This window comes from Pseudomonas sp. 05L36 (assembly GCF_056398125.1).
The window spans coordinates 108,709-134,980 of the sequence record NZ_JBFTOU010000016.1; the positions used below are offsets into that span (position 1 = coordinate 108,709).

The window sequence follows — 26,272 nt, forward strand, 5'->3', positions numbered from 1 at the left end:
TGGCCTGGACCGGATCTTGTACTGGCTCATCCCAACCCACGTGACCTTTGGTAGGGGTCACCACTAGGAGAGGAGGCGCCATGCCAACTATTACTCTTCCCGACGGCAGTCAACGTTCATTCGATCACCCGGTTTCCGTAGCCGAGGTCGCCGCATCCATCGGTGCTGGCCTGGCCAAGGCCACCGTGGCCGGCAAGGTCAATGGCAAGCTGGTCGACGCCAGCGACATCATCGACAGCGACGCGTCGCTGCAAATCATCACGCCAAAGGATGAAGAGGGGCTGGAGATCATTCGCCACTCTTGCGCCCACCTGGTTGGCCATGCGGTCAAGCAGTTGTACCCGACCGCCAAAATGGTCATCGGTCCGGTCATCGACGAAGGTTTCTATTACGACATCGCCTTCGAGCGTCCTTTCACTCCGGACGACCTGGCGGCCATCGAACAGCGCATGCAGCAGCTGATCGAGAAAGATTACGACGTGATCAAGAAAGTCACTCCGCGCGCCGAAGTGATCGAAGTGTTCAAGGCCCGTGGCGAAGACTACAAGTTGCGCCTGGTCGAGGACATGCCGAACGAGCAGGCCATGGGCCTGTACTATCACGAAGAATACGTCGACATGTGCCGCGGTCCGCACGTGCCGAACACCCGCTTCCTGAAATCCTTCAAGCTGACCAAGCTGTCCGGTGCCTACTGGCGCGGCGATGCCAAGAATGAGCAATTGCAGCGCGTCTACGGCACCGCCTGGGCCGACAAGAAGCAACTGGCCGCCTACATCCAGCGCATCGAAGAAGCCGAGAAGCGCGACCACCGCAAGATCGGCAAGCGCCTGGGCCTGTTCCACACCCAGGAAGAAGCGCCGGGCATGGTGTTCTGGCACCCGAATGGCTGGACTTTGTACCAGGTGCTCGAGCAGTACATGCGCAAGGTGCAGCGCGACAACGGTTACCTGGAAATCAAGACGCCCCAGGTCGTTGACCGCAGCCTGTGGGAAAAGTCCGGGCACTGGGCCAACTACGCCGACAACATGTTCACCACCCAGTCGGAAAGCCGCGACTACGCGATCAAGCCGATGAACTGCCCGTGCCACGTGCAGGTGTTCAATCAGGGCCTGAAGAGCTACCGCGAGTTGCCGATGCGCCTGGCCGAATTCGGTGCCTGCCACCGTAACGAGCCATCGGGTGCCTTGCACGGCATCATGCGCGTGCGTGGATTCACCCAGGACGACGCGCACATTTTCTGCACCGAAGAACAGATGCAGGCTGAATCCGCTGCGTTCATCAAGCTGACCATGGACGTCTACGCCGATTTCGGCTTTAAAGATGTCGAGATGAAGCTGTCCACTCGTCCGGAAAAACGCGTCGGTTCCGATGAGCTTTGGGATCGCGCTGAAGCTGCGCTGGCCGCAGCCCTTGATAGCGCGGGCCTGCCGTACGATCTGCAGCCGGGCGAGGGTGCGTTCTACGGTCCGAAGATCGAGTTCTCGCTGAAAGATTGCCTCGGTCGCGTCTGGCAATGTGGTACCCTGCAGCTCGATTTTAACCTGCCTGTCCGTCTGGGAGCCGAATACGTCTCCGAAGACAACAGCCGCAAGCACCCGGTCATGTTGCACCGGGCGATCCTGGGGTCCTTCGAACGTTTCGTCGGAATTCTGATCGAGCACTACGAGGGTGCATTCCCTGCGTGGCTGGCGCCGACCCAGGCAGTGGTGATGAATATCACTGATAAACAGGCCGATTTTGCCGCCGAAGTTGAAAAAACCCTCAACGAAAGCGGATTTCGTGCCAAGTCTGACTTGAGAAATGAAAAGATCGGCTTTAAAATCCGCGAGCATACTTTGCTCAAGGTTCCTTTTCTCTTGGTTATCGGAGATCGGGAAGTCGAGATGCAGACTGTCGCTGTGCGTACTCGTGAAGGTGCTGACCTGGGCTCGATGCCCGTCGCCCAGTTCGCTGAGTTTCTCGCGCAAGCGGTTTCCCGGCGTGGTCGCCCAGATTCGGAGTAATTATTATTAAGCGTGAAATGAGACAAGATAAACGAGCTGCACCGAAAGCCCCGATCAACGAGAATATCTCGGCACGCGAGGTTCGGTTAATTGGAGCTGAAGGTGAACAGCTTGGGATTGTGTCAATTGAAGACGCGCTTCTTAAGGCTGAAGAGGCCAAGCTGGATCTGGTGGAGATTTCCGCCGATGCAGTACCCCCTGTTTGCAAACTGATGGACTACGGCAAATCGATCTTCGAAAAGAAGAAGCAGGTTGCCGCGGCCAAGAAAAACCAGAAGCAGATCCAGGTTAAAGAAATCAAGTTTCGTCCAGGGACGGAGGAAGGGGATTACCAGGTAAAACTGCGCAACCTGGTACGTTTCCTGAGTGATGGGGACAGGGCCAAGGTATCCTTGCGATTCCGCGGCCGTGAGATGGCCCACCAGGAGCTGGGGATGGAACTCCTCAAGCGAGTTGAAGGTGACTTGCTCGAGTACGGTTCGGTCGAACAGCATCCTAAGATGGAAGGACGCCAGCTGATCATGGTCATCGCCCCGAAAAAGAAGAAGTAATCAACAGGGCACGGCAGGCCTTCTGATTATGTTTATCAACTGAATGCGGAGTATCCGAACATGCCAAAAATGAAGACCAAAAGTGGTGCTGCTAAGCGGTTTCTGAAAACTGCTAACGGTATCAAGCACAAGCACGCTTTCAAGAGCCACATCCTGACCAAAATGTCGACCAAGCGTAAGCGTCAACTGCGCGGTAGCAGCTTGCTGCATCCGTCTGACGTGGCAAAAGTCGAGCGCATGCTGCGCCTTCGTTAATTTTAGTCAAGAATAGAGGAAGTAACTCATGGCTCGTGTAAAGCGTGGCGTCATTGCCCGTAAGCGTCACAAAAAAATTCTGAAACTTGCTAAAGGCTACTACGGCGCACGCTCCCGCGTATTCCGTGTTGCCAAGCAAGCGGTAATCAAGGCAGGCCAATACGCCTACCGTGACCGTCGTCAGAAAAAACGTCAGTTCCGCGCTCTGTGGATCGCTCGTATCAACGCTGGTGCTCGTATCAACGGTCTGTCCTACAGCCGTTTCATCGCCGGCCTGAAAAAAGCGTCCATCGAGATCGACCGTAAGGTTCTGGCTGATCTGGCAGTGAACGAAAAAGCGGCGTTTGCTGCGATTGTCGAGAAAGCTAAAGCCACCTTGGCTTAAGTACCCCCGACAGTCACCCGGCCTCGCATCTGTGGGGCCAGGTGTTAAACGTCATAAATAGGGGAAGAGCCTTCAAGCTCTTCCCCTATTTTGTATCTGGAGTCTGTACATGGAAAACCTGGATGCGCTCGTCTCTCAAGCTCTAGAGGCTGTGCAAAGCGCTGAAGATATCAATGCCCTGGAGCAAATCCGGGTTCACTACCTTGGCAAGAAGGGTGAATTGACTCAGGTGATGAAGACCCTGGGGAATTTACCGGCAGAAGAGCGTCCGCAGGTCGGTGCGCTGATCAACGTTGCCAAGGAGCGTGTCACAGAGGTCCTTAATGCGCGCAAGGCATTGTTTGAAGAAGCCGATCTGGCTGCCAAACTCTCCGCCGAGTCCATTGACGTGACCCTGCCTGGCCGTGGTCAGACCTCCGGTGGTCTGCATCCGGTTACCCGCACTCTGGAACGCGTCGAACAGTTCTTCACCCGTATTGGCTACGGCATCGCCGAAGGCCCGGAGGTCGAAGACGACTATCACAACTTCGAGGCGCTCAACATCCCAGGCCACCACCCGGCCCGGTCGATGCATGACACCTTCTATTTCAATGCGAACATGCTGTTGCGCACCCATACCTCGCCGGTACAGGTCCGCACCATGGAGTCGAAACAGCCGCCGATCCGCATCGTCTGCCCAGGCCGTGTATATCGCAGCGACTCCGATATCACCCACTCGCCGATGTTCCACCAGGTCGAAGGCCTGCTGATCGATCGCGACATCAATTTCGCCGATCTCAAAGGCACCATCGAAGAGTTCCTGCGGGTGTTCTTCGAAAAGGAACTGGCGGTGCGTTTCCGTCCTTCCTACTTCCCGTTCACGGAGCCATCCGCCGAAGTCGACATGGAGTGCGTGATGTGCAGCGGTAAAGGCTGCCGCGTCTGCAAGCAGACCGGCTGGCTGGAAGTGATGGGCTGCGGCATGGTGCACCCGAACGTGCTGCGCATGTCCGGTATCGACCCGGAAGAGTTCTCGGGCTTTGCCTTCGGCATGGGTGTCGAGCGTCTGGCCATGCTGCGTTACGGCGTGAACGACTTGCGTCTGTTCTTCGACAACGACTTGCGGTTCCTCGCGCAATTTCGCTAGTCGTAACGAATTCTTAGGAGAGCAGGATGAAATTCAGTGAACAATGGCTGCGTGGCTGGGTTAGCCCGCAGGTAAGTCGCGACGAGCTGGTTGCTCGTCTGTCGATGGCCGGTCTTGAGGTCGATAGCGTTACGCCGGCCGCCGGTGTTTTCAGTGGCGTGGTGGTTGGCGAGGTGCTGAGCACCGAACCGCACCCGGACGCCGACAAGCTGCGCGTGTGCCAGGTCAGCAACGGTTCGGAAACCTTCCAGGTCGTTTGCGGTGCGCCAAACGTGCGCCCGGGCCTGAAGATTCCTTTCGCCATGATCGGCGCCGAGCTGCCAGGCGACTTCAAGATCAAGAAGGCCAAGCTGCGTGGCGTTGAGTCCAACGGCATGCTGTGCTCGCAATCCGAGTTGCAGGTCGGTGAAGGTAATGATGGTCTGATGGAGCTGCCGGCCGATGCGCCGGTCGGTCAGGACATTCGTGAATACCTGAACCTGGAAGATGCCAGCATCGAGGTCGACCTGACCCCGAACCGCGGTGACTGTCTGTCTCTGGCCGGTCTGGCCCGTGAAGTGGGTGCGCTGTACGCCGCTCCGGTGGTTCGTCCGGTGGTGGCTTCGGTGCCTGCCGCGCATGACGAAGTGCGTTCGGTAGAAGTGCTGGCGCCAGCCGCGTGCCCGCGCTACCTCGGTCGTGTGATTCGTAACGTCGACCTGTCCAGGCCTACGCCGCTGTGGATGGTTGAGCGCCTGCGTCGTGCCGATGTGCGCAGCATCGATGCTGCCGTCGACATCACCAACTACGTGATGCTGGAACTGGGTCAGCCGCTGCACGCCTTCGATCTCGCCGAAATCAACGGTGGCATCCGTGTGCGCATGGCCGAAGAGGGCGAGAAACTGGTGCTGCTCGACGGTCAGGAAGTCAGCCTGCGTAGCGATACGCTGGTGATTGCCGACCACTCCCGCGCACTGGCAATCGCCGGCGTCATGGGTGGCGAGCACAGCGGTGTTTCCGCGACCACCCGTGATGTGTTCCTGGAAAGCGCCTTCTTCGACCAGATCGCCGTAGCAGGCAAGGCCCGTTCCTATGGCCTGCACACCGATGCATCGCATCGCTATGAGCGTGGTGTGGACTGGCAACTGGCCCGCGAAGCCATGGAGCGCGCGACTGGCTTGCTGTTGGAGATCACCGGTGGTGAAGCGGGTCCGATCATCGAGACCGTCAGCGAACAGCACCTGCCGAAAATTGCTCCGATCACCCTGCGTGCCCAGCGCATTACCCAGATGCTGGGTATGGAAATGGATTCGGCTGAGGTGGAGCGTCTGCTCAATGCCTTGGGCCTGACCATTACTGCCGACGGGGCAGGGCAGTGGCGTGTAGACGTACCGAGCCATCGCTTCGATATCAGCCTGGAAGTCGACCTGATCGAAGAGCTGGCACGCCTGTACGGCTACAACCGTTTGCCGGTTCGTTATCCGCAAGCGCGTCTGGCGCCGCAAGCCAAGGCAGAAGCCCGTAGCGACCTGCCTGAACTGCGTCGTCTGCTGGTTGCCCGTGGTTATCAGGAAGCCATTACCTACAGCTTCATCGATCCGAAACAGTTCGAACTGTTTAATCCGGGTGTTGAGCCGTTGCTGCTGGCTAACCCGATCTCCAATGACATGGCTGCCATGCGTTCGTCGCTGTGGCCAGGTCTGGTCAAGGCGCTTCAGCACAACCTGAACCGTCAGCAGGATCGCGTGCGTCTGTTCGAAAGCGGCCTGCGTTTCGTTGGTCAGCTCGAAGGTCTGAAGCAAGAGCCGATGTTGGCGGGTGTTGTTTGCGGTAGTCGCCTGCCGGAAGGCTGGGCGCAGGGTCGCGATACCGTCGACTTCTTCGACGTCAAGGCTGACGTCGAAGCGGTGCTGGGCTTCGCCGGTGCTCTGGAAGCGTTCACTTTCGTGCCGGGCAAACACCCAGCGTTGCACCCGGGTCAAACCGCGCGCATCGAGCGTGATGGTCGTCTGGTTGGCTTCATCGGCGCGATCCATCCTGAATTGTCGAAAACCCTCGGTCTCGACCGTCCGGTCTTCGTCTTCGAGTTGGTTCTGGCGGAAGTGGCGTCGGGCAAAATGCCAAAATTCCACGAGTTATCGCGCTTTCCTGAAGTGCGTCGTGACCTTGCACTGATTGCACACAAAGACGTTGCAGCCACGGCTGTACTGGACGTAATCCGTGAAAATGCAGGCGAATGGCTGACAGACCTCAGGCTATTTGACGTGTATCAGGGTAAAGGCATTGATCCTGATAGAAAAAGCCTTGCAGTCGGCTTGACCTGGCAGCATCCATCGCGCACTCTTAATGACGATGAGGTGAATACCGCAACGCAAAACATCCTCACCTCGCTCGAACAAAGGTTGAACGCCACGTTAAGGAAGTGACGTATGGGGGCTCTGACGAAAGCTGAGATGGCGGAACGTCTGTATGAAGAGCTGGGCCTGAACAAACGGGAGGCCAAGGAATTGGTCGAACTGTTTTTTGAAGAAATCAGGCACGCTCTTGAAGACAACGAACAAGTCAAATTGTCCGGTTTCGGCAATTTCGACCTTCGGGACAAACGCCAGCGGCCTGGCCGCAATCCGAAAACGGGGGAAGAAATCCCGATCACGGCTCGCCGTGTGGTCACCTTTCGTCCAGGGCAGAAGTTGAAGGCCCGAGTTGAGGCTTATGCTGGAACCAAGTCATAACGACGAGCTCCCCGTCATCCCGGGCAAACGCTACTTCACCATTGGTGAAGTCAGCGAGCTGTGTGCGGTAAAACCACACGTGCTGCGCTACTGGGAGCAGGAGTTTCCTCAACTCAACCCTGTCAAACGCCGCGGAAACCGTCGGTATTATCAGCGCCAGGACGTGCTGATGATCCGGCAGATCCGCGCGCTTCTTTACGATCAGGGGTTCACCATCGGCGGAGCGCGCCTGCGCTTGTCCGGTGATGAAGCCAAAGACGACACCACCCAATACAAGCAAATGATCCGCCAGATGATCGCCGAGCTCGAAGATGTTCTGGTGGTACTCAAGAAATAAATTCCTGCTTTTAAATACTTCCAGTTTTCAAAAGCTTGCGATATATTCTTGAGCGTTCCTCGAGATGAGGGATGAGTTTCACGCCTAGTCGGGGCGTAGCGCAGTCCGGTAGCGCACTAGCATGGGGTGCTAGGGGTCGAGTGTTCGAATCACTCCGTCCCGACCATATAATTCAAGGGGTTGCGAGATTTTATCTCGCGACCCTTTTTTATTTTCTAGCGTTTTTACCCCTACAAAACGACTGGCTCTCGGTGGAATCTTTACCAACACCATATGGAGTTACACCCTAAATTGTTTGGCTTTCTCGGGGAGTTAGTTACCTTCACGGCACAGCTTCTAGCCCTAGGAGAGGCGCAATTGCAGAGTGTTGACGTGTGCATGGATATGCACATATAGTCAGTTGCATGACCAATCGAATCCTTAACCGAGCCAGCGCGATTGACGCTGCAATCGAGTCTCTCGATGGCGCTTTCTTCAAGGCGCTTTGCGAGCCTTCGCGTGTAGCTGTGCTCAAGCGCGTGATGCAACTGGGGCGCGCCGACATCGGAGAGATTGCGGAAGCACTACCCCAGGAGCGCTCAGTTGTTTCCCGACATCTGCAAGTGCTGTTAGAGGCAGGTATTGTCCGCGGCACCAAGGTCAGCAGGCAGATGTTCTACGAGGTGGATGGTCCGGCGGTGGTGACACGCCTCGAAGCCATTCTTCAGCATATGAAAAGCCTCGCCCCATTTTGCTGCCCAGGTACGTCCGGATAGTTTTTTTGCTCTGTAGTGTGCATGAGTGTGCATATATGAATGTAATGAATGAAATCCTGGATGTCATTGTGATCGGCGCAGGCCAGGCAGGGTTAGCGTGCGGTTGGCACTTACAGCAGCAAAACCTCAGGTTCCTGATTTTGGATGCTGAGCGGTCGCCGGGAGGGAATTGGCGCAATTACTACGACAGTCTGAAGCTGTTTTCTCCAGCTGCTTACTCGTCATTGCCAGGCATGCGCTTCCCGGCAGAGCCTGATCATTACCCGCTTCGTGATGATGTCGTACGCTATCTGGAAGACTATGCAAAGGCATTCAGATTGCCAGTTCGTCAGTACACCCGCGTGCAGCATGTACGAAGAGAGCGCGGGCTGTTTCAGCTTCAAACGGACGATGGAGAAATCTTCTGCTCCAAGGCGCTGGTCGTGTGTACGGGGGGATTCAATCAGCCGTTCATTCCAGATATTCAAGGGTTTCAGAGCTTTCTCGGGCGCAGTTTGCACAGCGCGGAATATCGAAATGCCAATGGCTTTGGTGATCAACGAGTAGTTGTGGTCGGTGCTGCAAACTCGGCTGTTCAAATTGCTTATGAACTGGCCCATGTGAGTAAAGTCGTGCTGGCAAGCAGGGAGCCAATTCGGTTTTTTCCGCAAAAGATACTGGGCCTGGATTTTCATGCGTGGCTGAAATGGTCGGGGCTGGAAAAGACCCGTTGGTTGAGCGACCAAAGTACGCCGGTGCTTGATGAGGGGATCTATCGTCGAGCCCTTAAGCAAAGGTTTTTCGAGCGTAAGCCGATGTTCGAGGCGATAACAGCAACCGGCGTGATCTGGGCTGATGGGCAGCACACTGAAGTCGATAGCCTGGTGTTTGCTACCGGATTTCGCCCGAATCTGGAATTTTTGAGCGGGTTGAAATGCCCTGGCAATGAATACTGGGCTCATCGTAACGGGCTGGCCGAGCACCTGCCTGGGCTGTATTTTGTCGGTCTGCCAAAGCAACGGAACTTTGCTTCGGCGACACTCAGAGGTGTCGGACCGGATGCGTCTTACATCATGCCCAGCTTGATGCGATTTGTTCGCAATTTACCTGTTTAGAAGACAACTTGGTGGTTGACGTATCTCAACCGCAACAACATTTACTCAGTGCGACGAGTCGTTGGTAGGCGCCAGCTGGCGATGAAGCACAGCAAAACAAAACCGCACATAACGACAAGCAGTGCCGACGCTCCAAAGTTTTGCAAAACAAATGCAGCGGCTATCGGGCCGCAGGCCTGAGCCACGAGTACCGGCCTGGCGAGAAGCCCCATTCTTGCTCCGTAGCCTTGCGGGCCAAACAGCGCCAAGGGGAGGGTGCCGCGAGCGATCGTCAGGATGCCGTTGCCTGCGCCGTAGAGTGCGATCGCCACGAAGGCCAACCAGGGCGTCTCTGAGATCAATAGCCCCAACCCGGCCAGGCATAGAAACACACCGACCCGTGCTGACCAGGTCGGGTGAAGGTTTCTGCCGATGGAAAACTCTGCCACCCGTGCCAAGACTTGCGAGGGACCAATCACCATGCCGATGGCCAAGGCCACAGCGGTCGCGATTCCCAGTTGCTTGAGGACATTGAGCAGGTGTACTGAGATACCTGATACGACCAGCGCCAGAGCCGTCAGCATGGCGCCAATCAACAAGAGCAAATGATTGGGGGTCTCGGGGGGAAGCTCGGACGCGCTGGGTGATTCTGTCATGACGGGGTGGGGTGGTTGTTTTGTGCTTCCAGGAATCAACAGCGAGTGGATGGGCAGCCCAATCAAGAGATGAGCAGCCGCGAGAACAAAGCAGGCGTTTCTCCAGCCGATCCAACTTTCCAGTCCTGCGATCACCGGCCAACCTAGGGTACTGGCGAACCCACCTAACAAGGTCAGCCCGGTAATTGACGTTCGAGCCCCTTCGCCGAACAGCCGTCCCAGGGTTGAGAAGGCTGCGTCGTATAAACCCGCCGCCATGGCAACGCCGATCAACGTCCAGGCGACATAGTAAGTGGCAACGTTGCCCGCCAGTCCCATCAGTAGCATGCCGAGAGCCAGCAGCAGTGAGCTGGTCGCCAGGACAGAGCGCCCGCCGTGGCGGTCAATCTGACGACCAACGGCCGGCGAAGAAGCTCCCGCTACCAAAAGTCCCCAGGACAGACCGCCCACCACATTGGTGATGGACCATCCCGTCTCTTTGGCTATCGGAGACGCAAGCACTGCGGGCAAGTAGTAGGTCGAACCCCAGGCGAGAATTTGAGTGAAACCCATCGCCCATACGAGTCTGGAGCGATTGATCGGGGGATGGATCTGTTCTGGAAGTGTCATGACCGACGTGCTCGTTTTTTGTTGTCAGTAACAACAAGCTAGCGCCTTCCTTTGGTCATCGTCAACCGAGAGATCGGTGTTGACGATTCCGGGATACCAGGATTATTGTTGCAGCTAACAACTAATTTGTGACGGTTATGACGAAGCGTAAAAACGATCAACTGACTCAGGATTCCGAGGACCTATACGAAGCGTTGAATCAGTTGGTTCGCGTCCATCAGTTCCGTGATCGTGATCGGATCTGCTGTTACGACGTATCTGTCACCCAATGCTATGCCGTCGAGACGCTGGTCAAAAGGGGCGCACTGCGCCTTCAGGTCTTGGCGGAAGAAATGTTTTTGGACAAGAGCACGGCGAGTCGAGTGATCGATACCCTGGAGCGCAAGGGGTATGTGTCCCGTGTTGAGGATGATGAAGATCGGCGTGCGGTGCGAATCCAGGCAACGGATGCTGGGCGTGAGCTATACGAGAAAATCAGAGCTGACCTGATTGCAGAGGAGCGAGCGATGATCGAGAACCTCTCGGCTGAAGCCAGGCAGGGAGCGCTGAGTTTGCTCAGGCAGATCACGCGGGCCACGGAGATTCGCTGCGGGCTCGTGAGTGAGTGCTGCCCAGCCGTGAAGAGCAAGGATTGAAAGGGAGGAGCTTCCCTTTTTTTGCCAATAATGTTGTTACTACCAACTTAATGGGGCGCCAACAATGCGAGTTCGTCTAGCTGAAGCCAGAGACACTGTTTCAATAGCCGCCATCTACAACCAGGGAATTGAGGAGCGTAGCTCTACGTTTGAAACGACGCCTCGAAGTCCGGCGGACATGCTTGATCGCATCAACTCCATGGAGCGTTATCCAGTGTTGGTCATGGTCGATGAGGCGGATCTGGTGGTTGGGTGGGCAGGACTCAGTAGTTATCGCGCTCGTGCCTGTTACGACGGCATTGCGGATTTTTCCATTTACCTGGATCGCCGTGTTCGCGGCCAGGGGCTCGGTAAGCAGTTACTTCAGTCACTGTTGGAAGAAGCCGAAGTTCGTGGATTCTGGAAAGTCCTGTCACGCATTTTTACCTTCAATCACGCCAGCCTAGCATTGTGCGAAACCTGCGGTTTCCGCCAAGTTGGGGTGTATGAAAAACACGCCTGCCTTGAAGGACGCTGGCTCGACTGCGCGATTGTCGAGCGCCTGTTCCCGAACAATCAGCCAGCCTGAAGAAGGAGTTGATCATGGATAACACTCACCTTCCCGTCGCCATCATTGGAGCAGGTCCGGTGGGCCTGGCGGCAGCCGCTCACCTGCTGGCCCGAGGTCTCACGCCGCTGATTCTGGAAGCTGGCCCGAAAGCGGGGTCCAGCATTGAAGAATGGGCACATGTGAAGATGTTCTCTCCGTGGCAGTTCAACGTGGACAAGGAGGCGGCCAAGCTTCTGCTGGCCGATGGTTGGACTCCACCACCGGAGAACGAGTATCCAACGGGTCGTGAACTGCTGGATCGCTTTGTTCGACCTCTCGCGGACCTCGATCAGATCAAGCGTCACTTGCAGCTCAATACCCGTGTTCTGGCCGTCACTCGCGTCGGTCAGGATGTGATGAAGACTCAGGGCAGATCGGCAGCGCCTTTTTTGCTGCGTGTCGCAGGGCCAACGGGTGAGCAGGATGTGCTGGCCAGCGCTGTCATTGATGCCTCGGGCACCTACCTGACGCCCAATTGGATGGGCGCCCATGGTATCCCTGCCTTGGGCGAGATCGAACATGCAGCACACATCGCGTACGGCATTCCGGAGGTACTGGGTCGCGCCCGGAATCGCTATGCCAACAAAAGAGTGCTGGTGGTGGGTGGTGGTCACTCCGCGTTTAACACCCTCCAGGATCTGGTGCGGCTGACTCAGGAGGCGCTGCAAACCAAAGTGCTCTGGGCGATCCGGGGCAATTCTCTTGAGCGCATTCTGGGTGGTGGTGCGAATGACCAGTTGGAAGAGCGCGGAAAGCTCGGCCTGAAGATTCGCCAGTTACTGAATGACGGCGTGATCGAATTGTTCAAAAACGTCGCTATCGAGCAGGTTGCAGGCAATGGCCAAGGGCTGGTTGTGAAGGCGGGAGAGCAGTTGCTTCCACCAGTGGACGAACTCATTGTGGCGACTGGATTCCGTCCAGACCTGAGCCTGCTCGCCGAGCTGCGTATTGCACTTGATCCCGCGACCCAAAGCGCCGTGTTGCTCGCTCCAATGATCGATCCCAACGAGCACAGCTGCGGGACGGTCAAGCCCCATGGCGCGGTAGAGCTGGCCCATCCTGAGGAAGGTTTGTTCATTGTTGGGATGAAGAGCTATGGCCGGGCGCCTACGTTCTTGTTGATGACTGGGTATGAGCAAGTTCGCTCCGTCACCGCGGCGCTGGCGGGCGATTGGGATGCGGCCAAAAGGGTTGAGCTGGTCCTCCCGGAGACTGGCATTTGCAACTCGGATTTCGAAGAAGTCGATGATCGCTTGAAGGATTCGGCAAGTCAGGCGTCTTGTTGCAGGACTGGAGGAACAATTCCTGAGGTTGCACCTCGTACCTCGCCGGGTTGTTGCAAAGCCTAGTGCACTGCCACCAAGCCCGCCCTCGATGTCCGGGGCGGGTTAGGGGCGACCTTCTTATTTCTTCTGCATGTTCGGGTAGTCCTTAAGCCGAGGAGCGACCTGTTTCTGCGTGAATGACGGACTCATTACAGAAACCATATATATGACGCCGCAGATGTTTGAAGAGTCTCGATAAGCAATTTGCGCAGCTTACGCCTTAATACACGGCTTTGGTTGAAGGTTAACTGCGGAGTCCAATCGCTTTGATGGATTAATGTGTGGTTGGCTCTTTACCTTGTATACGGAAAAACATATATTTGTTAAACCGTATATGAGCTGAGGCTTCACTATGACCAGCAAAGCCCGTGTCCTGTTCGTCTGTACCGCCAACGCTGCCCGCTCCCAGTTGGCCCAAGCGTTGCTGAGGCATACCGACTCAGAGCATTTCGAGGCGTTTAGCGCGGGCACAATTCCGACTCAGGTAGATCCACGCACCCTTGAGGCGCTTTCACACATCGGTGTGAGCACCGAAGGATTACGCAGCAAGTCGATAGACGAGTTTCGTGGTGAGCGTTTCGATTACGTCATCACCTTGTGTGATAAAGCCGCAGCGGAATGCCTGTCTTTATCTGGAGCCGGTGAGGCATTGACCTGGAGTTTTGAGGACCCGGTTACGAGCACCAAACCCGATGCCTTCCGTCACACCCTTCACGAAATCCATGAGCGCATCAAGATGTTCGTCTTGGTCAAAAACAAACACTGAGAAACGATATGGCTGACCATCTGACACCGACCACTGTTTTCAAATGCCTGGCTGACGACACTCGGGTGCGCACGATGATGCTCATCACCCGTGAAGGAGAGCTTTGTGTTTGCGAACTGACCTTTGCGTTGAATGAGAGTCAGCCAAAAGTCTCCAGACACCTCGCGCAGCTGCGCAGTTGCGGTTTGCTGTCGGATCGTCGACAAGGTCAATGGGTGTATTACCGACTGCACCCGAATCTCCCAGATTGGGTCCATCAAGTGCTGACCACTGTGCTCGAAAGCAACAAGCATTGGTTGAGCCCTGACGCCAAACGCCTTGATGAAATGGGCGACCGTCCTGAGCGGGCACTCGCCTGCTGTGAAAGCTAAATCATCTGATTCCGCCTTCGACTACGAGATCGCTCGATGAAAATCCTGTTCCTCTGCACTGCTAACAGCTGCCGCAGCATCCTCTGTGAAGCGGTCTTCAACCACTTGGCACCGGAAGGCATGAAAGCCTACAGCGCGGGTAGTCAACCGAAAGGCGAAGTGCATCCGCTGAGTCTCAAGACGTTGGAAAACGCCGGTATTTCGACGGACGGGTTGATCAGTAAGTCCAGCGATGTCCATGTGAATTTGGTACCTGATTTCGTCATCACGGTGTGCGACAAGGCTGCGGGTGACGCCTGTCCGGTATTTTTCGGGCCGGCCACCAAGGCCCACTGGGGGCTGGCTGACCCTTCGGAATACCTCGGAACTCAAGAAGAGATCGAGGCGGCGTTTGAAGCCACCTTGGAGCAGATCAGAACCCGTATTGAAGCCTTCCTGGCCTTGCCGCTTTCCCAACTGAGTGCCGAACAGCTCAAGGCAGAGCTGGCCCTGATTGGCACGCTGTAACCACAGGAGCAATGATCATGAGTAAAAGCCGCCTTTCCTTCCTGGACCGATACCTGACCCTGTGGATTTTTCTCGCCATGGCCTTGGGCATCGGTTTGGGGAGCCTGTTCGAAGGCTGGCCGCAGTGGCTCAACAGTCTTTCTGTGGGCACCACCAACATCCCCATCGCTATCGGCTTGATCGTGATGATGTATCCGCCTCTGGCCAAGGTTCGTTATGAAGAACTGCCGGAAGTCTTCAAGGACAAGCGCATCCTCGTTTTGTCTTTGGTCCAGAACTGGGTCATCGGCCCGGTGTTGATGTTCGCGCTGGCGATCATCTTCCTTCGAGACCAACCGGAATATATGACGGGCCTGATCCTGATCGGTTTGGCTCGTTGCATCGCGATGGTGCTGGTCTGGAATCAGATCGCGGGAGGCAACAATCAATACGTTGCCGGGCTGGTCGCGTTCAACAGCATCTTCCAGATCCTGTTTTTCAGTCTGTATGCCTGGATTTTCCTGGGGCTGTTGCCGCCCCTGTTCGGGCTGGAAGGCAGCGTGATTGAGACCAGCTTTGTCAATATTGCCGAGTCGGTCCTGATCTACCTGGGTGTGCCGTTCCTGGCGGGCTTCCTGACTCGCAAGATCCTTATCGCCCGTAAAGGTGAAGTCTGGTTTCAGGAGCGTTTCATTCCCAAGATCAGCCCGCTGACGCTGGTGGCACTGCTGTTGACTATCGTGGCCATGTTCAGCCTCAAGGGTGATGTGGTGCTGCAATTGCCGCTGGATGTATTGCGCATCGCGATTCCTCTGACGATCTACTTCGTCGTGATGTTTTTCATCAGCTTCTGGATGGGCAAATTGCTCAAAGCTGATTACCCACGCACCACTGCACTGGCTTTCACCGCCGCAAGCAACAACTTCGAACTGGCGATTGCCGTGGCCATTGCCACCTTCGGCCTGGCTTCCCCGGTCGCTTTCGCCACGGTGATTGGCCCGCTGGTGGAAGTGCCGGTACTGATTTCCCTGGTCGCTGTTGCCCTCTGGCTGAAACGCCGCTGGTTCGATGAATCCAACAGCGCCGTTGCGCAGGACAAAGACTATGTTTGATGACCATATCCCCCAACTTGATACCGAACTGGTTGATCTCCCATCGGCAGACAAGCTTGGTATCGAAAAGACCTCCATCCACAAGCCGCGCATTTTGCTGCTGTACGGGTCGACCCGTGAGCGCTCCTTCAGTCGTCTGCTGGTAGAGGAAGCCGCTCGGCTGCTGGAGCACTTCGGCGCCGAGGCGCGGATTTTCAATCCGTCAGGTTTGCCGCTGCCAGATGATGCACCTGACGATCACCCACGTGTGAAGGAACTGCGCGAGCTGATGCTGTGGTCCGAGGGGCAGGTCTGGTGCTCTCCAGAACGTCACGGCTCAATGAGTGCCGTCTTCAAGGCTCAGATCGACTGGGTGCCACTGGCAATGGGCGCGGTCCGCCCGACCCAGGGTAAAACCCTCGCCGTGATGCAGGTGTGCGGCGGCTCGCAGTCGTTCAACGTGGTCAATCAGCTGCGAGTGCTGGGTCGTTGGATGCGCATGTTTACCATCCCTAACCAATCCTCCGTACCGAAGGCCTATATGGAATTCGACGACAACGGCCGGATGAAACCTTCTCCGTTCTATGACCGTGTCGTTGATGTGATGGAAGAGTTGGTGAAATTCACGCTGCTGCTTCGCGACCGTCAGGACTATCTGGTTGATCGTTATTCCGAGCGCAAGGAGTCGGCGGAAGAACTCATGAAACGTGTTGATCAGCGCTCCATCTGAGGATTTTTTACTGTGCAACAACACCCATATTCAGTACTGCCCCTGACACAGTTCAGTGGCCAATTGATCTTTACCCCGTGCCCAGGCACGAAGGGCACCAAGCCGTTTGAGGCGTTGCAGACCCTCAAGGATGCGGGGGCATCGGCCTTGCTGACGCTGATGCCGACCGAGGAGCTGCTCCAGAACGAGATCGACCTGCTGCCCGAAGAGTGTCAGATGCTTGGCATCGAGTGGTTTCACTTGCCAGTAGAAGATGATCAAGCTCCTGGCGAAGCATTCAAAGCCGCATGGGCGCAACACCATCCGCGACTCAAGCAGCTGCTGACCGAAGGGAAAACCATCGCCATTCATTGCAAGGGCGGCTCGGGTCGTACCGGATTGGTCGCCGCTCAATTGTTGATCGAGAGCGGTGTGCCATTCAGCGATGCCATCCGCGATGTTCAGTCGCTGCGCCCGCGCGCTATTCAGCATCCTGCCCACATTGAATACATCGGCCAGTTCGACACCCAGTCGAACTCCCACTGACAATAGATACAGAGCACAACAACATGACTATCAAAGTTGGCATCAATGGTTTTGGACGGATTGGTCGCCTCGCGCTGCGAGCCGCCTGGAACTGGCCGGAGTTCGAATTCGTGCAGATCAACGATCCGGCAGGCGATGCAGTAACCCATGCGCACCTGATCAACTTCGACTCTGTGCATGGTCGTTGGCACAACGAAGCCAGCGCAGAAGGCGACAGCGTCGTCATCGACGGTAAATGGATCAAAGTAACGGCCAACAAGGCGATTGCCGACACAGATTGGTCGGGCTGCGATCTGGTGATTGAAGCCAGCGGCAAGATGAAAACCGTCGCGGTGCTTCAGGCTTACCTCGACCAAGGCGTGAAACGTGTGGTGGTCTGCGCACCGGTCAAGGAGCAAGGTGCCTTGAACGTGGTGATGGGCGTTAACCAGCACCTGTTCGACCCTGCTGAACATCGCATCGTTACTGCCGCTTCGTGCACCACCAACTGTCTGGCGCCAGTGGTGAAAGTGATCCACGAGAAGCTGGGCATTCGCCACGGTTCGATCACCACCATCCATGACCTGACCAACACCCAAAGCATTCTCGATCAGCCGCACAAGGATCTGCGTCGTGCGCGTGCCTCCGGAATGAGCTTGATCCCAACCAGCACCGGATCGGCCACCGCCATTGCCGAAATCTTCCCGGAGTTGCGTGGGCGCCTGAATGGTCACGCTGTACGTGTGCCACTGGCCAACGCTTCGCTGACTGACTGTGTCTTTGAAGTCGAGCGCGCCACCACGGTCGAAGAGGTGAATCAGTTCCTCAAGGACGCTTCCGAGAATGAACTGAAAGATATCCTCGGTTTCGAGGAGCGTCCGCTGGTGTCCATTGACTACCGCACCGACCCGCGCTCATCGATCATCGATGCGCTGTCGACCATGGTCATCAACGGCACCCAGGTCAAACTCTATGCCTGGTACGACAACGAGTGGGGCTATGCCAACCGCACCGTCGAACTGGCGAAAATGGTCGGTCTGGCAGTCTAAGGAGCGGTCATGAAAGCATTGTCAGCCCTCGCTCCGGAAGTGCGGCAGTACCTGCTCGTGACGGGCAACTACTGGGCCTTCACCCTCACCGATGGCGCCTTGCGCATGTTGGTGGTGCTGCACTTTCACGCGTTGGGCTACAGTCCACTGCAAATCGCGGCGTTGTTTCTGTTCTACGAACTCTTTGGCGTGATCACCAACCTGGTGGGTGGCTACCTCGGCGCCCGGCTAGGCCTGAACCGAACCATGAACATCGGGCTGGGTCTCCAGGTCGCGGCGCTGGTGATGCTGACAGTTCCGGTAGCCTGGCTAACCATCCCGTGGGTGATGGGCGCTCAGGCGCTGTCGGGGATTGCCAAAGACCTGAACAAGATGAGTGCCAAAAGCTCGATCAAACTTCTGGTCCCGGATGGGCAGCAGGGCAAGCTCTACCAGTGGGTGGCGATCCTCACCGGCTCGAAGAACGCACTCAAGGGTGTCGGCTTCTTTCTTGGCGGAGCCTTGCTGGCATTGATCGGCTTCAAAGGCGCCTTGCTGGCCATGGCGGGTGTCCTGGCGCTGATCTGGATCAGCAGTCTGATCCTGTTGAAGAAGGACCTGGGCAAAGCGAAAGCCAAGCCCAAATTTCGCGACATCCTGTCCAAGAGCCGGGCGATCAATATCCTCTCAGCGGCGCGGATGTTCCTGTTCGGTGCCCGCGATGTCTGGTTCGTGGTGGCCTTGCCGGTGTACTTGAGTAGTGTTTTCGGCTGGGACTTCTGGAAGGTTGGCGGCTTCCTGGCGGCCTGGGTGATTGGCTACGGCATCGTGCAATCCTTCGCGCCCCACATCACTGGAAAGAAGCGTGGGCACGTACCGGATGGTCGTGCGGCATTTCTGTGGGCACTGGCACTGGCGGGTCTGCCTGCGGCAATCGCTCTCGGGCTGAACACTGGGCTGTCGCAGCAGATGGTGCTGCTCGGCGGATTAATGGTTTTTGGTGCGTTGTTCGCGGTGAATTCGTCGCTGCACAGCTACCTGATCGTCTCCTACGCCAAGGAAGACGGCGTGTCGCTCGATGTGGGGTTTTATTACATGTCGAACGCCATGGGACGGTTGATAGGCACGGTGCTCTCCGGGTGGGTTTTTCAGGTGTATGGGCTGGGAGCGTGCTTGTGGATATCGAGTGCCTTCGTGCTGCTCGCAGCTTTGATTTCGGTTGCATTGCCACGTCACGCGCTTAGTGAATGACTGTTTTTGGCCGTTTGGAACCTACCGCTATGTTGCAAACGGCCAATACCGCCTTCACGCTCAATGCTCCGTAAATCATATATTGGCGATAATGCTGGCTTAATTCAGATACGGTGATATCGCCGGAATCAGGGCCGTCGGGAGGCCATTGAGACCATGCATTCAATTGTAAGAGCCATTTGCAGCGACTACACTCCAGCCCATGAAACGCTATCTGCGGTTTTGTATCATCTTCATGATTAGCTTGACGCTTCCCCTCAGCGGGATGGCGGGCGTTCAGGCACCGACAGAGCCTTGCCCAATGAAGACGATGGGCATGGCCATGATGGACGACATGGAGATGGACTGCTGCAACGATATGAAAAGCCCGACAGAGCATGGCAAACCCTGCAAGCCGGGCCAGGAATGCAAGACCGGCGGCATGCTGCAAGTCTCGATCCTCAAGCCTCCTGTCACCGTGTTCAGCCCCGTAGTGCTTTCCTTCTTCAGTGATTCCTTACCCGTACAGACCCCGTCCGGGGTATGGCGACCGCCTCGCGTTTGATTCCTGTTCCATATTGAGCCTCATTCCGCATTTAGCGGGATGGACTAGCTGCGCGTATGTCTTTTGACGCGTGCAGTGGATGATCACAGGAATCGTAAACATGAACTCCAAGTGCTATTGCACAGGTTGGTCCCTCATGGCCGGTCTGGCGGCAAGCGTACTGGCATTGCCGAGCCTCGCTGACGCATTGACACTCGATGAAGCGTTGCGGCTGGCCGAAAACAATGCACCTTCGCTGACCGCACAAGACGCCAAAATTCAGGCTGCCAGCAGTGCGGCAATTCCAGCGGGTGAATTACCTGACCCCAAGTTGCTGGCAGGTGTGCAGAACTACCCCATCGGCGGCCCGGATCGCTGGAGCATTGACCAGGATTTCATGACCATGCAAATGGTCGGGGTCAGGCAAGAGATGCCCAACAGCGACAAGCGCAACGCGCGTATTGAGGTCGCCGATGCAGCCGTTGATCGAGCTGCGGCAGAGCGTCGGGTCGAACGCCTGAAGGTACGCCAGTCCACGGCGTTGGCCTGGATCAGCAGCTACTCGGTTGAGCGCAAAGATGCGCTGTTCCAGGACTTCTACAAAGAAAACCGCCTGCTGACCGATACCGTCCGCGCCCAGATTGCCGGTGGCCGCGCTCAACCCGCCGATGCGGTGACGCCCAAGCAAGAAGCGGCTCAACTGGCGGAGCAGCAGGACGATCTGGTTCTCCAGAGAGCGCAGGCCCGAGCGGCCCTCAAACGCTGGATTGGCTCCGCCGCCAACGATAAGCCTGTGGGCAGCTTGCCGGAGTGGCCTGTCGATACCTCAAGCTACGCCCATAAACTGCAACACCACCCCGAGTTGGCAGCGTTTGCGCCGATGACCCGCGAAGCGCAAGCCAAGGTTCGTGAAGCCGTATCGGAAAAACAGTCGGACTGGAGCTGGGAACTGGATTACCAGCGCCGTGGCCGTGAGTTTGGCGACATGGTCAGTGTGCAATTTTCCTGGGATCTACCGCTGTTTCCTGACTCTCGGCAAAATCCCAAAATCGCAGCCAAACAGGCTGAACTCAGTCAGCTTGAGGCTGAGCGCGATGCCCTGTCACGCGAGCACACTCAGCAACTGGAAAACGAACTGGCTGACTATGAGCGCCTGAATCGTGCCGTGCGCCGAAACCAGGAAAGTCTGTTGCCGCTGGCTAAGGAAAAGGTCGAACTCAGCATGGCCAGTTATCGTGCCGGTAAAGGCGATTTAAACGCCGTTGTTGCCGCCCGACGTGAACTCATCGAAGCGCGCCTCAAACAGATCGAGGTGGAAGAGCAGCGGGCGCTGACCAGTGCGCGTCTGTATTTTGCTTATGGGGAGTCCAGCCAATGATCCTTAAAAAATGGAACGGGGCATTGCTGGTAGGCATCTCGCTGGCATTGGGTGTTGCCGGTGGTTATTGGTTCGCTCACCAGGGCGTGAGCGCAGTACCTGTTACCGCCCTGGAACAAAGCCTCAATTCACCGGACGAACGCAAAGCACTGTATTGGTACGACCCCATGTACCCGCAGCAAAAGTTCGATAAGCCGGGCAAGTCCCCCTTCATGGACATGCAACTGGTCCCTCAGTACGCCGATGCCAAAGGGGATAGTGCGACCGTGCGCATTGATCCGAGCCTGACTCAGAATCTCGGTGTGCGACTGGCTACAGTCAGCCGTGGAGTGTTTGCCTCGAGCCTGGACGTAGTCGGTGTGTTGGCGTTCAACGAGCGAGACGTTGCAGTCATTCAGGCCCGTACTGCGGGATTTGTTGAGCGGGTTTATGCCCGTGCTCCTGGCGATGTGCTCAAAACCAATGCCGCCTTGGCGGATATCCTGGTACCGGAGTGGGCTGCGGCCCAGGAGGAGTTTCTTGCCCTCAAGCGCAATGGCGATGCTGGCTTGCTGACGGCCGCCCGCCAACGATTGCGGCTCACCGGGATGCCGGCTGCGTTAATCGCCCAGGTAGAACGCAGTGGAAAAGTCCAACCGAACCTGACCCTCACCAGCCCCATCAGCGGTGTACTGCAAGAGCTTAATGTGCGCGAGGGTATGACGGTAGTCGCCGGCGAGACGCTGGCACGTGTCAATGGTTTGAGTAGTGTCTGGTTGGCCGTAGCCGTTCCAGAGTCAGAGGCTGGATCAATCGTCATGGGGCAAGCGGCCGAAGCGCACTTTCCGGCCTTCCCGGGGGTTGTACTCAAGGGCACTGTCAGCGCAATTCTGCCTGAAACCAACCCGGACAGCCGCACGCTTCGCGTTCGTGTCGAGTTGCCCAACCCGGATGGCCATCTCAGACCAGGTTTGACCGCGCAGGTAAGCCTCAACCGTTTGACGGAGCAAAATGTGTTGTGGGTGCCAGGCGAGGCCGTCATTCGCACCGGCCGACGTGCCTTGGTAATGCTCGCTGAAGACGCTGGTCGCTACCGCCCGGTAGAGGTGCAGTTGGGACAGGACAACGACGGCAAGACGGCAATATTGAAAGGGCTGGAAGAAGGGCAGCAGGTGGTGACCTCTGGCCAGTTCCTGCTCGACTCGGAGGCCAGTCTCAAAGGCATTGTCGCCAGTTCAATGGAAATGTCACCGCCACGTGCAGCAGCCTCCGCTCTTCATGAGGCTGACGGGCAGATCGTTGAGATCAACAGTAAAGACGTCACGCTTGCCCATGGCCCCTTCAAGACGTTGGGCATGCCTGGCATGACGATGACGTTCCCTCTCGCCAGTCCGGCACTGATGCAGGGCCTCAAGGCTGGTGACAAGGTTCGGGTCGCGGTGAGCCAGACCGATGATGGTTTACGCGTTGAGCGCCTGAGCAAATCGGGGAGCCAGCCATGATTGCTGCCCTCATTCGTTGGTCGGTGGCCAACCGTTTTCTGGTGTTGCTGGCGACACTTTTCGTCACGGCCTGGGGGATCTGGTCGGTTCAGAACACGCCTATCGATGCGCTGCCGGACCTGTCGGATGTGCAGGTGATCATCCGCACCCCTTACCCAGGACAAGCGCCGCAAATCGTCGAAAATCAGGTGACCTATCCATTGGCCACCACCATGCTTTCGGTGCCGGGGGCGAAGACCGTACGCGGCTATTCCTTTTTTGGCGACAGCTTCGTATACGTGTTGTTCGAAGACGGCACTGACTTGTACTGGGCTCGCTCGCGGGTGTTGGAGTACCTGAGCCAAATACAAAGTCGGTTGCCGGCTGGCGCCAAGCCGGCGTTGGGACCGGATGCGACGGGGGTGGGCTGGATCTACCAGTACGCACTGGTGGATCGCAGTGGCGGACACGATCTGGCGCAGCTACGCGCACTTCAGGATTGGTTCCTCAAGTTCGAACTCAAGACCCTGCCCAACGTTGCAGAAGTGGCTACGGTGGGAGGCATGGTCAAGCAATACCAGGTCCAGCTTGATCCGCTCAAACTGGCCAGCCTTGGCATCACCCAGACGGAGGTGACCGACGCTATCGGCAAGGCCAATCAGGAAACGGGTGGTGCGGTGCTGGAGATGGCGGAGACCGAGTTCATCGTGCGCGCTTCCGGCTACCTGAAGACGCTCAATGACTTTCGGGCGATCCCGCTCAAGTTGGGTGCGGGTGGTGTGCCGGTGACCCTTGGCGATGTCGCCACGATCCAGTTGGGTCCGGAAATGCGGCGCGGCATCACCGAACTCGACGGTGAGGGCGAGACTGTCGGCGGCGTGGTTATTTTGCGCAGCGGCAAGAACGCTCGCGAGACCATTGCGGCGGTCAAGACCAAACTCGACGAACTGAAAAGCAGTTTGCCGGCTGGGGTGGAAATCGTCACCACCTACGACCGCAGCAAGCTGATCGACCGCGCTGTGGAAAACCTCAGCCACAAGCTCATCGAAGAGTTCATCGTTGTCGCGCTGGTTTGCGGGATCTTCCTCTGGCACTTACGCTCGTCGCTGGTAGCGATCATCTCCCTGCCGGTTGGTGTGTTGATTGCCTTCATCGTCATGCGTTACCAAGGGATCAACGCCAATATCATGTCTTTGGGCGGGATTGCCATCGCCATTGGCGCGATGGTCGATGCCGCCGTGGTGATGATTGAGAACGCCCACAAGAAGGTTGAGGCCTGGCACGCGGCCAATCCTGGGGAGGAACTGAAAGGTGAGCATCATTGGCACGTGATGACTGAAGCGGCAGCGGAGGTAGGCCCAGCACTGTTCTTCTGTTTGTTGATCATCACCCTGTCGTTCATTCCGGTTTTTACCCTGGAAGCACAGGAAGGGCGATTGTTCGGCCCATTGGCTTTCACCAAGACCTACGCCATGGCCGCAGCGGCGGGATTGTCAGTGACTTTGGTGCCCGTGCTGATGGGTTACTGGATTCGGGGACGAATCCCCGGTGAACAACAGAACCCGTTGAACCGGTGGTTGATTCGGATCTATCAGCCAGCCCTGGACGCAGTCTTGCGTCGACCAAAGATCACAATGCTAGTGGCGCTGTTGGTGTTTGTCAGTGCGCTATGGCCAATGTCGCGCTTGGGCGGCGAGTTTCTCCCCCCGCTGGACGAGGGCGATCTGCTCTATATGCCTTCAGCCCTGCCGGGATTGTCGGCGCAGAAAGCGGCGCAGTTGCTGCAACAGACCGACCGCCTGATCAAGACCGTTCCAGAGGTTGAACACGTCTTCGGTAAAGCAGGCCGTGCCGAAACCGCTACCGATCCGGCACCGCTGGAGATGTTCGAAACCACCATTCAATTCAAGCCACACGAGCAATGGCGCCCAGGCATGACCCAGGAAAAATTGGTGGAAGAACTGGATCGAGTGGTACGAGTCCCTGGACTAACCAATATCTGGATACCGCCCATACGAAACCGTATCGACATGCTGGCTACGGGTATCAAGAGCCCCATTGGAGTGAAGGTTGCCGGCACCAATCTGACGGAGATCGATGCCGCGACTCAGGCGGTCGAGCGAGTGGCCAAGGACGTGCCCGGTGTCAGTTCGGCCCTGGCCGAGCGACTGACCGGTGGCCGCTACATTGACGTGGATATCGACCGCAAGGCCGCTGCTCGTTACGGGCTGAACATCGCCGATGTGCAGTCCATCGTGGCCGGTGCCATCGGTGGTGAAAATGTCGGGGAGACCATTGAAGGTCTGGCACGTTTCTCGATCAACGTACGTTACCCACGGGAGTGGCGCGACTCGCTCGGCGCACTGGAACAACTGCCGATCTACACCCCGCTGGGTAGCCAGATCACCCTTGGCACGGTGGCGAAGGTCAAGGTCAGCGACGGCCCACCGATGCTCAAGAGCGAAAACGCACGGCCTTCGGGCTGGGTGTATATCGATGTGCGCGGGCGAGACATTGCCTCGGTGGTCGCCGATCTACGCCGGGTCGTCAATGAGCAGGTCAAGTTGCAGCCAGGCATGAGCCTCAGTTACTCAGGGCAGTTCGAGTTTCTCGAAAGGGCCAACGCACGCCTCAAACTGGTGGTGCCTGCCACGCTGCTGATCATCTTCGTGTTGCTCTACCTGACTTTTGCCCGATTCGATGAGGCCCTGCTGATCATGGCCACTCTGCCATTCGCGCTGACCGGGGGGGCATGGTTTCTCTATCTGTTGGGCTTCAACCTGTCGGTCGCCACCGGGGTCGGTTTTATCGCCTTGGCCGGGGTTTCTGCCGAGTTCGGCGTGATTATGTTGCTCTACCTGAAAAACGCCTGGGCCGAACGTGAAGACCTCGGCGACAGCACTGAGCGCGGTCTGGTGGCGGCGATTCGTGAAGGCGCTGTGCAGCGCGTTCGACCCAAAGCCATGACCGTGGCCGTGATCATTGCCGGTCTGTTACCCATCCTGTTGGGCAGCGGCACCGGCAGCGAAGTCATGAGCCGCATCGCCGCGCCCATGGTCGGCGGTATGGTCACGGCACCCTTGCTTTCCCTGTTTGTCATTCCGGCAGCGTATCGCCTGATGCGTCGCCGTCACCTCCAAGTTGAACCCAACCCCCCTCAAGGAAAAGTCGTATGAAACTGACCCTGATTGCAGCTGCCAGCACCGTCGTTACGCTGTCTTTTTCTGCCTTGGCTGAGGACATGACGGGCATGAAAATGGACGGTATGGAGGGCATGCAGATGAAGCAAGAAACAAAGCAGGCTCCAGTCGCCACCGCCGACGGAACGATCAAGGCTATCGATACTACGAAGCATACGGTGACCATCGCTCACGGCGCTGTTCCAGCTGTGCAATGGCCACCGATGACCATGGCCTTTTCCGTAACGGAGGATCAATTGAAAGGGCTGACAGCCGGAGACCGAGTGTCGTTTTCCTTTCGGTTAGAGGGTGGCCGAGCCACGATTGTATCCATCAAAAAGTGAAATGGCGGTAATGGAAGTAGCCGGAGCGCAATGTCGCGTCGGCTTCTGCCACCCGCTTTTTACGAAAACCAATTATTCAGTAACGTAGCGTGAATGGCCGTTATTGGCTGTGGATTCGATCAATCAATGCTATGACTGAAGCTGCGATAGT

27 protein-coding genes and 1 tRNA gene are annotated in these 26,272 nt (G+C 56.9%); 27 read left to right on the forward strand and 1 reads right to left on the reverse strand.

What is annotated here, in order from left to right:
* Positions 1–80: 80 nt before the first annotated feature.
* The 11 genes from thrS to AC1DKH_RS18205 all read left to right on the forward strand — a co-directional run bounded on the left by thrS (position 81) and on the right by AC1DKH_RS18205 (position 9,217).
* On the forward strand, positions 81–2,003 hold the full coding sequence (gene thrS / locus AC1DKH_RS18155; protein WP_477798825.1) for a threonine--tRNA ligase: 1,923 nt from the start codon (positions 81–83) through the stop codon (positions 2,001–2,003).
* Complete coding sequence (gene infC / locus AC1DKH_RS18160) at positions 2,003–2,554, forward strand: translation initiation factor IF-3 (RefSeq protein ID WP_172668659.1); 552 nt, start codon at positions 2,003–2,005, stop codon at positions 2,552–2,554. The genes thrS and infC overlap by 1 nt, the downstream gene beginning before the upstream one ends.
* 60 nt (positions 2,555–2,614) lie before the next feature.
* Complete coding sequence (gene rpmI, locus AC1DKH_RS18165; RefSeq protein ID WP_002553160.1) at positions 2,615–2,809, forward strand: 50S ribosomal protein L35; 195 nt, start codon at positions 2,615–2,617, stop codon at positions 2,807–2,809.
* Between the two features lie 28 nt (positions 2,810–2,837).
* On the forward strand, positions 2,838–3,194 hold the full coding sequence (rplT, locus tag AC1DKH_RS18170; RefSeq protein WP_007905879.1) for a 50S ribosomal protein L20: 357 nt from the start codon (positions 2,838–2,840) through the stop codon (positions 3,192–3,194).
* A gap of 109 nt (positions 3,195–3,303) precedes the next feature.
* A complete protein-coding gene (gene pheS, locus AC1DKH_RS18175; protein WP_007975711.1) occupies positions 3,304–4,320 on the forward strand; it encodes a phenylalanine--tRNA ligase subunit alpha in 1,017 nt (338 codons plus the stop codon).
* Positions 4,321–4,346: 26 nt separating this feature from the next.
* A complete protein-coding gene (gene pheT, locus AC1DKH_RS18180) occupies positions 4,347–6,725 on the forward strand; it encodes a phenylalanine--tRNA ligase subunit beta (RefSeq protein ID WP_477798826.1) in 2,379 nt (792 codons plus the stop codon).
* A gap of 3 nt (positions 6,726–6,728) precedes the next feature.
* The gene (gene ihfA, locus AC1DKH_RS18185) at positions 6,729–7,031 is read left to right on the forward strand and encodes an integration host factor subunit alpha (RefSeq protein ID WP_002553164.1); all 303 of its coding nucleotides are present in this window, start codon (positions 6,729–6,731) and stop codon (positions 7,029–7,031) included.
* A complete protein-coding gene (locus tag AC1DKH_RS18190) occupies positions 7,012–7,368 on the forward strand; it encodes a MerR family transcriptional regulator (protein ID WP_003179985.1) in 357 nt (118 codons plus the stop codon). The genes ihfA and AC1DKH_RS18190 overlap by 20 nt, the downstream gene beginning before the upstream one ends.
* 89 nt (positions 7,369–7,457) lie before the next feature.
* Positions 7,458–7,534 (forward strand) — tRNA-Pro (locus AC1DKH_RS18195).
* Between the two features lie 238 nt (positions 7,535–7,772).
* A complete protein-coding gene (locus AC1DKH_RS18200) occupies positions 7,773–8,123 on the forward strand; it encodes an ArsR/SmtB family transcription factor (RefSeq protein WP_477798827.1) in 351 nt (116 codons plus the stop codon).
* Positions 8,124–8,158: 35 nt separating this feature from the next.
* Complete coding sequence (locus AC1DKH_RS18205) at positions 8,159–9,217, forward strand: flavin-containing monooxygenase (RefSeq protein ID WP_477798828.1); 1,059 nt, start codon at positions 8,159–8,161, stop codon at positions 9,215–9,217.
* Between the two features lie 41 nt (positions 9,218–9,258).
* Here the strand turns inward: AC1DKH_RS18205 and AC1DKH_RS18210 are convergent, their stop codons facing one another.
* The gene (locus AC1DKH_RS18210) at positions 9,259–10,461 is read right to left on the reverse strand and encodes an MFS transporter (RefSeq protein WP_477798829.1); all 1,203 of its coding nucleotides are present in this window, start codon (positions 10,459–10,461) and stop codon (positions 9,259–9,261) included.
* A gap of 137 nt (positions 10,462–10,598) precedes the next feature.
* On the opposite strand from AC1DKH_RS18210, the gene AC1DKH_RS18215 reads away from it, so the two are divergent.
* From AC1DKH_RS18215 to AC1DKH_RS18290, 16 genes are all read left to right on the forward strand, one after another.
* Positions 10,599–11,096 carry a MarR family winged helix-turn-helix transcriptional regulator gene (locus AC1DKH_RS18215; RefSeq protein WP_477798830.1) on the forward strand — a complete coding sequence of 166 codons (498 nt, stop codon included), beginning with the start codon at positions 10,599–10,601 and terminating at the stop codon, positions 11,094–11,096.
* Between the two features lie 64 nt (positions 11,097–11,160).
* Positions 11,161–11,664: an arsinothricin resistance N-acetyltransferase ArsN1 family A gene (locus tag AC1DKH_RS18220; RefSeq protein ID WP_477798831.1), complete on the forward strand. Its 504-nt coding sequence runs from the start codon at positions 11,161–11,163 to the stop codon at positions 11,662–11,664.
* Between the two features lie 14 nt (positions 11,665–11,678).
* Positions 11,679–13,034 carry an FAD-dependent oxidoreductase gene (locus tag AC1DKH_RS18225; RefSeq protein WP_477798832.1) on the forward strand — a complete coding sequence of 452 codons (1,356 nt, stop codon included), beginning with the start codon at positions 11,679–11,681 and terminating at the stop codon, positions 13,032–13,034.
* A gap of 328 nt (positions 13,035–13,362) precedes the next feature.
* Entirely contained in the window at positions 13,363–13,776 is a 414-nt protein-coding gene (locus tag AC1DKH_RS18230) for an arsenate reductase ArsC (protein ID WP_477798833.1), read from the forward strand.
* Between the two features lie 8 nt (positions 13,777–13,784).
* Positions 13,785–14,147 carry a metalloregulator ArsR/SmtB family transcription factor gene (locus AC1DKH_RS18235; protein WP_477798834.1) on the forward strand — a complete coding sequence of 121 codons (363 nt, stop codon included), beginning with the start codon at positions 13,785–13,787 and terminating at the stop codon, positions 14,145–14,147.
* Positions 14,148–14,183: 36 nt separating this feature from the next.
* Positions 14,184–14,654, forward strand: coding sequence for an arsenate reductase ArsC (locus tag AC1DKH_RS18240; RefSeq protein ID WP_477798835.1), 471 nt, complete (start codon positions 14,184–14,186; stop codon positions 14,652–14,654).
* Between the two features lie 17 nt (positions 14,655–14,671).
* Positions 14,672–15,745 carry an ACR3 family arsenite efflux transporter gene (gene arsB, locus AC1DKH_RS18245; protein WP_477798836.1) on the forward strand — a complete coding sequence of 358 codons (1,074 nt, stop codon included), beginning with the start codon at positions 14,672–14,674 and terminating at the stop codon, positions 15,743–15,745.
* Positions 15,738–16,454 (forward strand): arsenical resistance protein ArsH, encoded by a 717-nt coding sequence (arsH, locus tag AC1DKH_RS18250; protein WP_477798837.1) that lies wholly within the window; start codon positions 15,738–15,740, stop codon positions 16,452–16,454. Before arsB ends, arsH begins: the two co-directional genes overlap by 8 nt.
* Before the next feature lie 12 nt (positions 16,455–16,466).
* Complete coding sequence (locus AC1DKH_RS18255) at positions 16,467–16,979, forward strand: cyclin-dependent kinase inhibitor 3 family protein (RefSeq protein ID WP_477798838.1); 513 nt, start codon at positions 16,467–16,469, stop codon at positions 16,977–16,979.
* 23 nt (positions 16,980–17,002) lie between these two features.
* On the forward strand, positions 17,003–18,007 hold the full coding sequence (locus AC1DKH_RS18260; protein ID WP_477798839.1) for an ArsJ-associated glyceraldehyde-3-phosphate dehydrogenase: 1,005 nt from the start codon (positions 17,003–17,005) through the stop codon (positions 18,005–18,007).
* Positions 18,008–18,016: 9 nt separating this feature from the next.
* Complete coding sequence (gene arsJ / locus AC1DKH_RS18265; RefSeq protein ID WP_477798840.1) at positions 18,017–19,237, forward strand: organoarsenical effux MFS transporter ArsJ; 1,221 nt, start codon at positions 18,017–18,019, stop codon at positions 19,235–19,237.
* Positions 19,238–19,439: 202 nt separating this feature from the next.
* Positions 19,440–19,781, forward strand: coding sequence for a hypothetical protein (locus tag AC1DKH_RS18270; RefSeq protein WP_477798841.1), 342 nt, complete (start codon positions 19,440–19,442; stop codon positions 19,779–19,781).
* 100 nt (positions 19,782–19,881) lie between these two features.
* Positions 19,882–21,138, forward strand: a complete 1,257-nt coding sequence (locus AC1DKH_RS18275; RefSeq protein ID WP_477798842.1) for a TolC family protein — start codon at positions 19,882–19,884, stop codon at positions 21,136–21,138.
* Positions 21,135–22,619 (forward strand): efflux RND transporter periplasmic adaptor subunit, encoded by a 1,485-nt coding sequence (locus tag AC1DKH_RS18280; RefSeq protein WP_477798843.1) that lies wholly within the window; start codon positions 21,135–21,137, stop codon positions 22,617–22,619. The genes AC1DKH_RS18275 and AC1DKH_RS18280 overlap by 4 nt, the downstream gene beginning before the upstream one ends.
* A complete protein-coding gene (locus AC1DKH_RS18285; RefSeq protein WP_477798844.1) occupies positions 22,616–25,774 on the forward strand; it encodes an efflux RND transporter permease subunit in 3,159 nt (1,052 codons plus the stop codon). Before AC1DKH_RS18280 ends, AC1DKH_RS18285 begins: the two co-directional genes overlap by 4 nt.
* Positions 25,771–26,121, forward strand: a complete 351-nt coding sequence (locus AC1DKH_RS18290) for a copper-binding protein (protein ID WP_477798845.1) — start codon at positions 25,771–25,773, stop codon at positions 26,119–26,121. Before AC1DKH_RS18285 ends, AC1DKH_RS18290 begins: the two co-directional genes overlap by 4 nt.
* Positions 26,122–26,272: the final 151 nt, after the last annotated feature.

What these genes read in the sequence shown, in the direction of transcription:
- thrS (WP_477798825.1), top strand. Translation starts at nt 81, where the DNA reads ATGCCAACTATTACTCTTCCCGACGGCAGTCAACGTTCATTCGATCAC.
- rpmI (WP_002553160.1), top strand. Translation starts at nt 2,615, where the DNA reads ATGCCAAAAATGAAGACCAAAAGTGGTGCTGCTAAGCGGTTTCTGAAA.
- rplT (WP_007905879.1), top strand. Translation starts at nt 2,838, where the DNA reads ATGGCTCGTGTAAAGCGTGGCGTCATTGCCCGTAAGCGTCACAAAAAA.
- pheS (WP_007975711.1), top strand. Translation starts at nt 3,304, where the DNA reads ATGGAAAACCTGGATGCGCTCGTCTCTCAAGCTCTAGAGGCTGTGCAA.
- pheT (WP_477798826.1), top strand. Translation starts at nt 4,347, where the DNA reads ATGAAATTCAGTGAACAATGGCTGCGTGGCTGGGTTAGCCCGCAGGTA.
- ihfA (WP_002553164.1), top strand. Translation starts at nt 6,729, where the DNA reads ATGGGGGCTCTGACGAAAGCTGAGATGGCGGAACGTCTGTATGAAGAG.
- AC1DKH_RS18190 (WP_003179985.1), top strand. Translation starts at nt 7,012, where the DNA reads ATGCTGGAACCAAGTCATAACGACGAGCTCCCCGTCATCCCGGGCAAA.
- AC1DKH_RS18200 (WP_477798827.1), top strand. Translation starts at nt 7,773, where the DNA reads ATGACCAATCGAATCCTTAACCGAGCCAGCGCGATTGACGCTGCAATC.
- AC1DKH_RS18205 (WP_477798828.1), top strand. Translation starts at nt 8,159, where the DNA reads ATGAATGTAATGAATGAAATCCTGGATGTCATTGTGATCGGCGCAGGC.
- AC1DKH_RS18210 (WP_477798829.1), bottom strand. Translation starts at nt 10,461, where the DNA reads ATGACACTTCCAGAACAGATCCATCCCCCGATCAATCGCTCCAGACTC.
- AC1DKH_RS18215 (WP_477798830.1), top strand. Translation starts at nt 10,599, where the DNA reads ATGACGAAGCGTAAAAACGATCAACTGACTCAGGATTCCGAGGACCTA.
- AC1DKH_RS18220 (WP_477798831.1), top strand. Translation starts at nt 11,161, where the DNA reads ATGCGAGTTCGTCTAGCTGAAGCCAGAGACACTGTTTCAATAGCCGCC.
- AC1DKH_RS18225 (WP_477798832.1), top strand. Translation starts at nt 11,679, where the DNA reads ATGGATAACACTCACCTTCCCGTCGCCATCATTGGAGCAGGTCCGGTG.
- AC1DKH_RS18230 (WP_477798833.1), top strand. Translation starts at nt 13,363, where the DNA reads ATGACCAGCAAAGCCCGTGTCCTGTTCGTCTGTACCGCCAACGCTGCC.
- AC1DKH_RS18235 (WP_477798834.1), top strand. Translation starts at nt 13,785, where the DNA reads ATGGCTGACCATCTGACACCGACCACTGTTTTCAAATGCCTGGCTGAC.
- AC1DKH_RS18240 (WP_477798835.1), top strand. Translation starts at nt 14,184, where the DNA reads ATGAAAATCCTGTTCCTCTGCACTGCTAACAGCTGCCGCAGCATCCTC.
- arsB (WP_477798836.1), top strand. Translation starts at nt 14,672, where the DNA reads ATGAGTAAAAGCCGCCTTTCCTTCCTGGACCGATACCTGACCCTGTGG.
- arsH (WP_477798837.1), top strand. Translation starts at nt 15,738, where the DNA reads ATGTTTGATGACCATATCCCCCAACTTGATACCGAACTGGTTGATCTC.
- AC1DKH_RS18260 (WP_477798839.1), top strand. Translation starts at nt 17,003, where the DNA reads ATGACTATCAAAGTTGGCATCAATGGTTTTGGACGGATTGGTCGCCTC.
- arsJ (WP_477798840.1), top strand. Translation starts at nt 18,017, where the DNA reads ATGAAAGCATTGTCAGCCCTCGCTCCGGAAGTGCGGCAGTACCTGCTC.
- AC1DKH_RS18270 (WP_477798841.1), top strand. Translation starts at nt 19,440, where the DNA reads ATGAAACGCTATCTGCGGTTTTGTATCATCTTCATGATTAGCTTGACG.
- AC1DKH_RS18275 (WP_477798842.1), top strand. Translation starts at nt 19,882, where the DNA reads ATGAACTCCAAGTGCTATTGCACAGGTTGGTCCCTCATGGCCGGTCTG.
- AC1DKH_RS18280 (WP_477798843.1), top strand. Translation starts at nt 21,135, where the DNA reads ATGATCCTTAAAAAATGGAACGGGGCATTGCTGGTAGGCATCTCGCTG.
- AC1DKH_RS18285 (WP_477798844.1), top strand. Translation starts at nt 22,616, where the DNA reads ATGATTGCTGCCCTCATTCGTTGGTCGGTGGCCAACCGTTTTCTGGTG.
- AC1DKH_RS18290 (WP_477798845.1), top strand. Translation starts at nt 25,771, where the DNA reads ATGAAACTGACCCTGATTGCAGCTGCCAGCACCGTCGTTACGCTGTCT.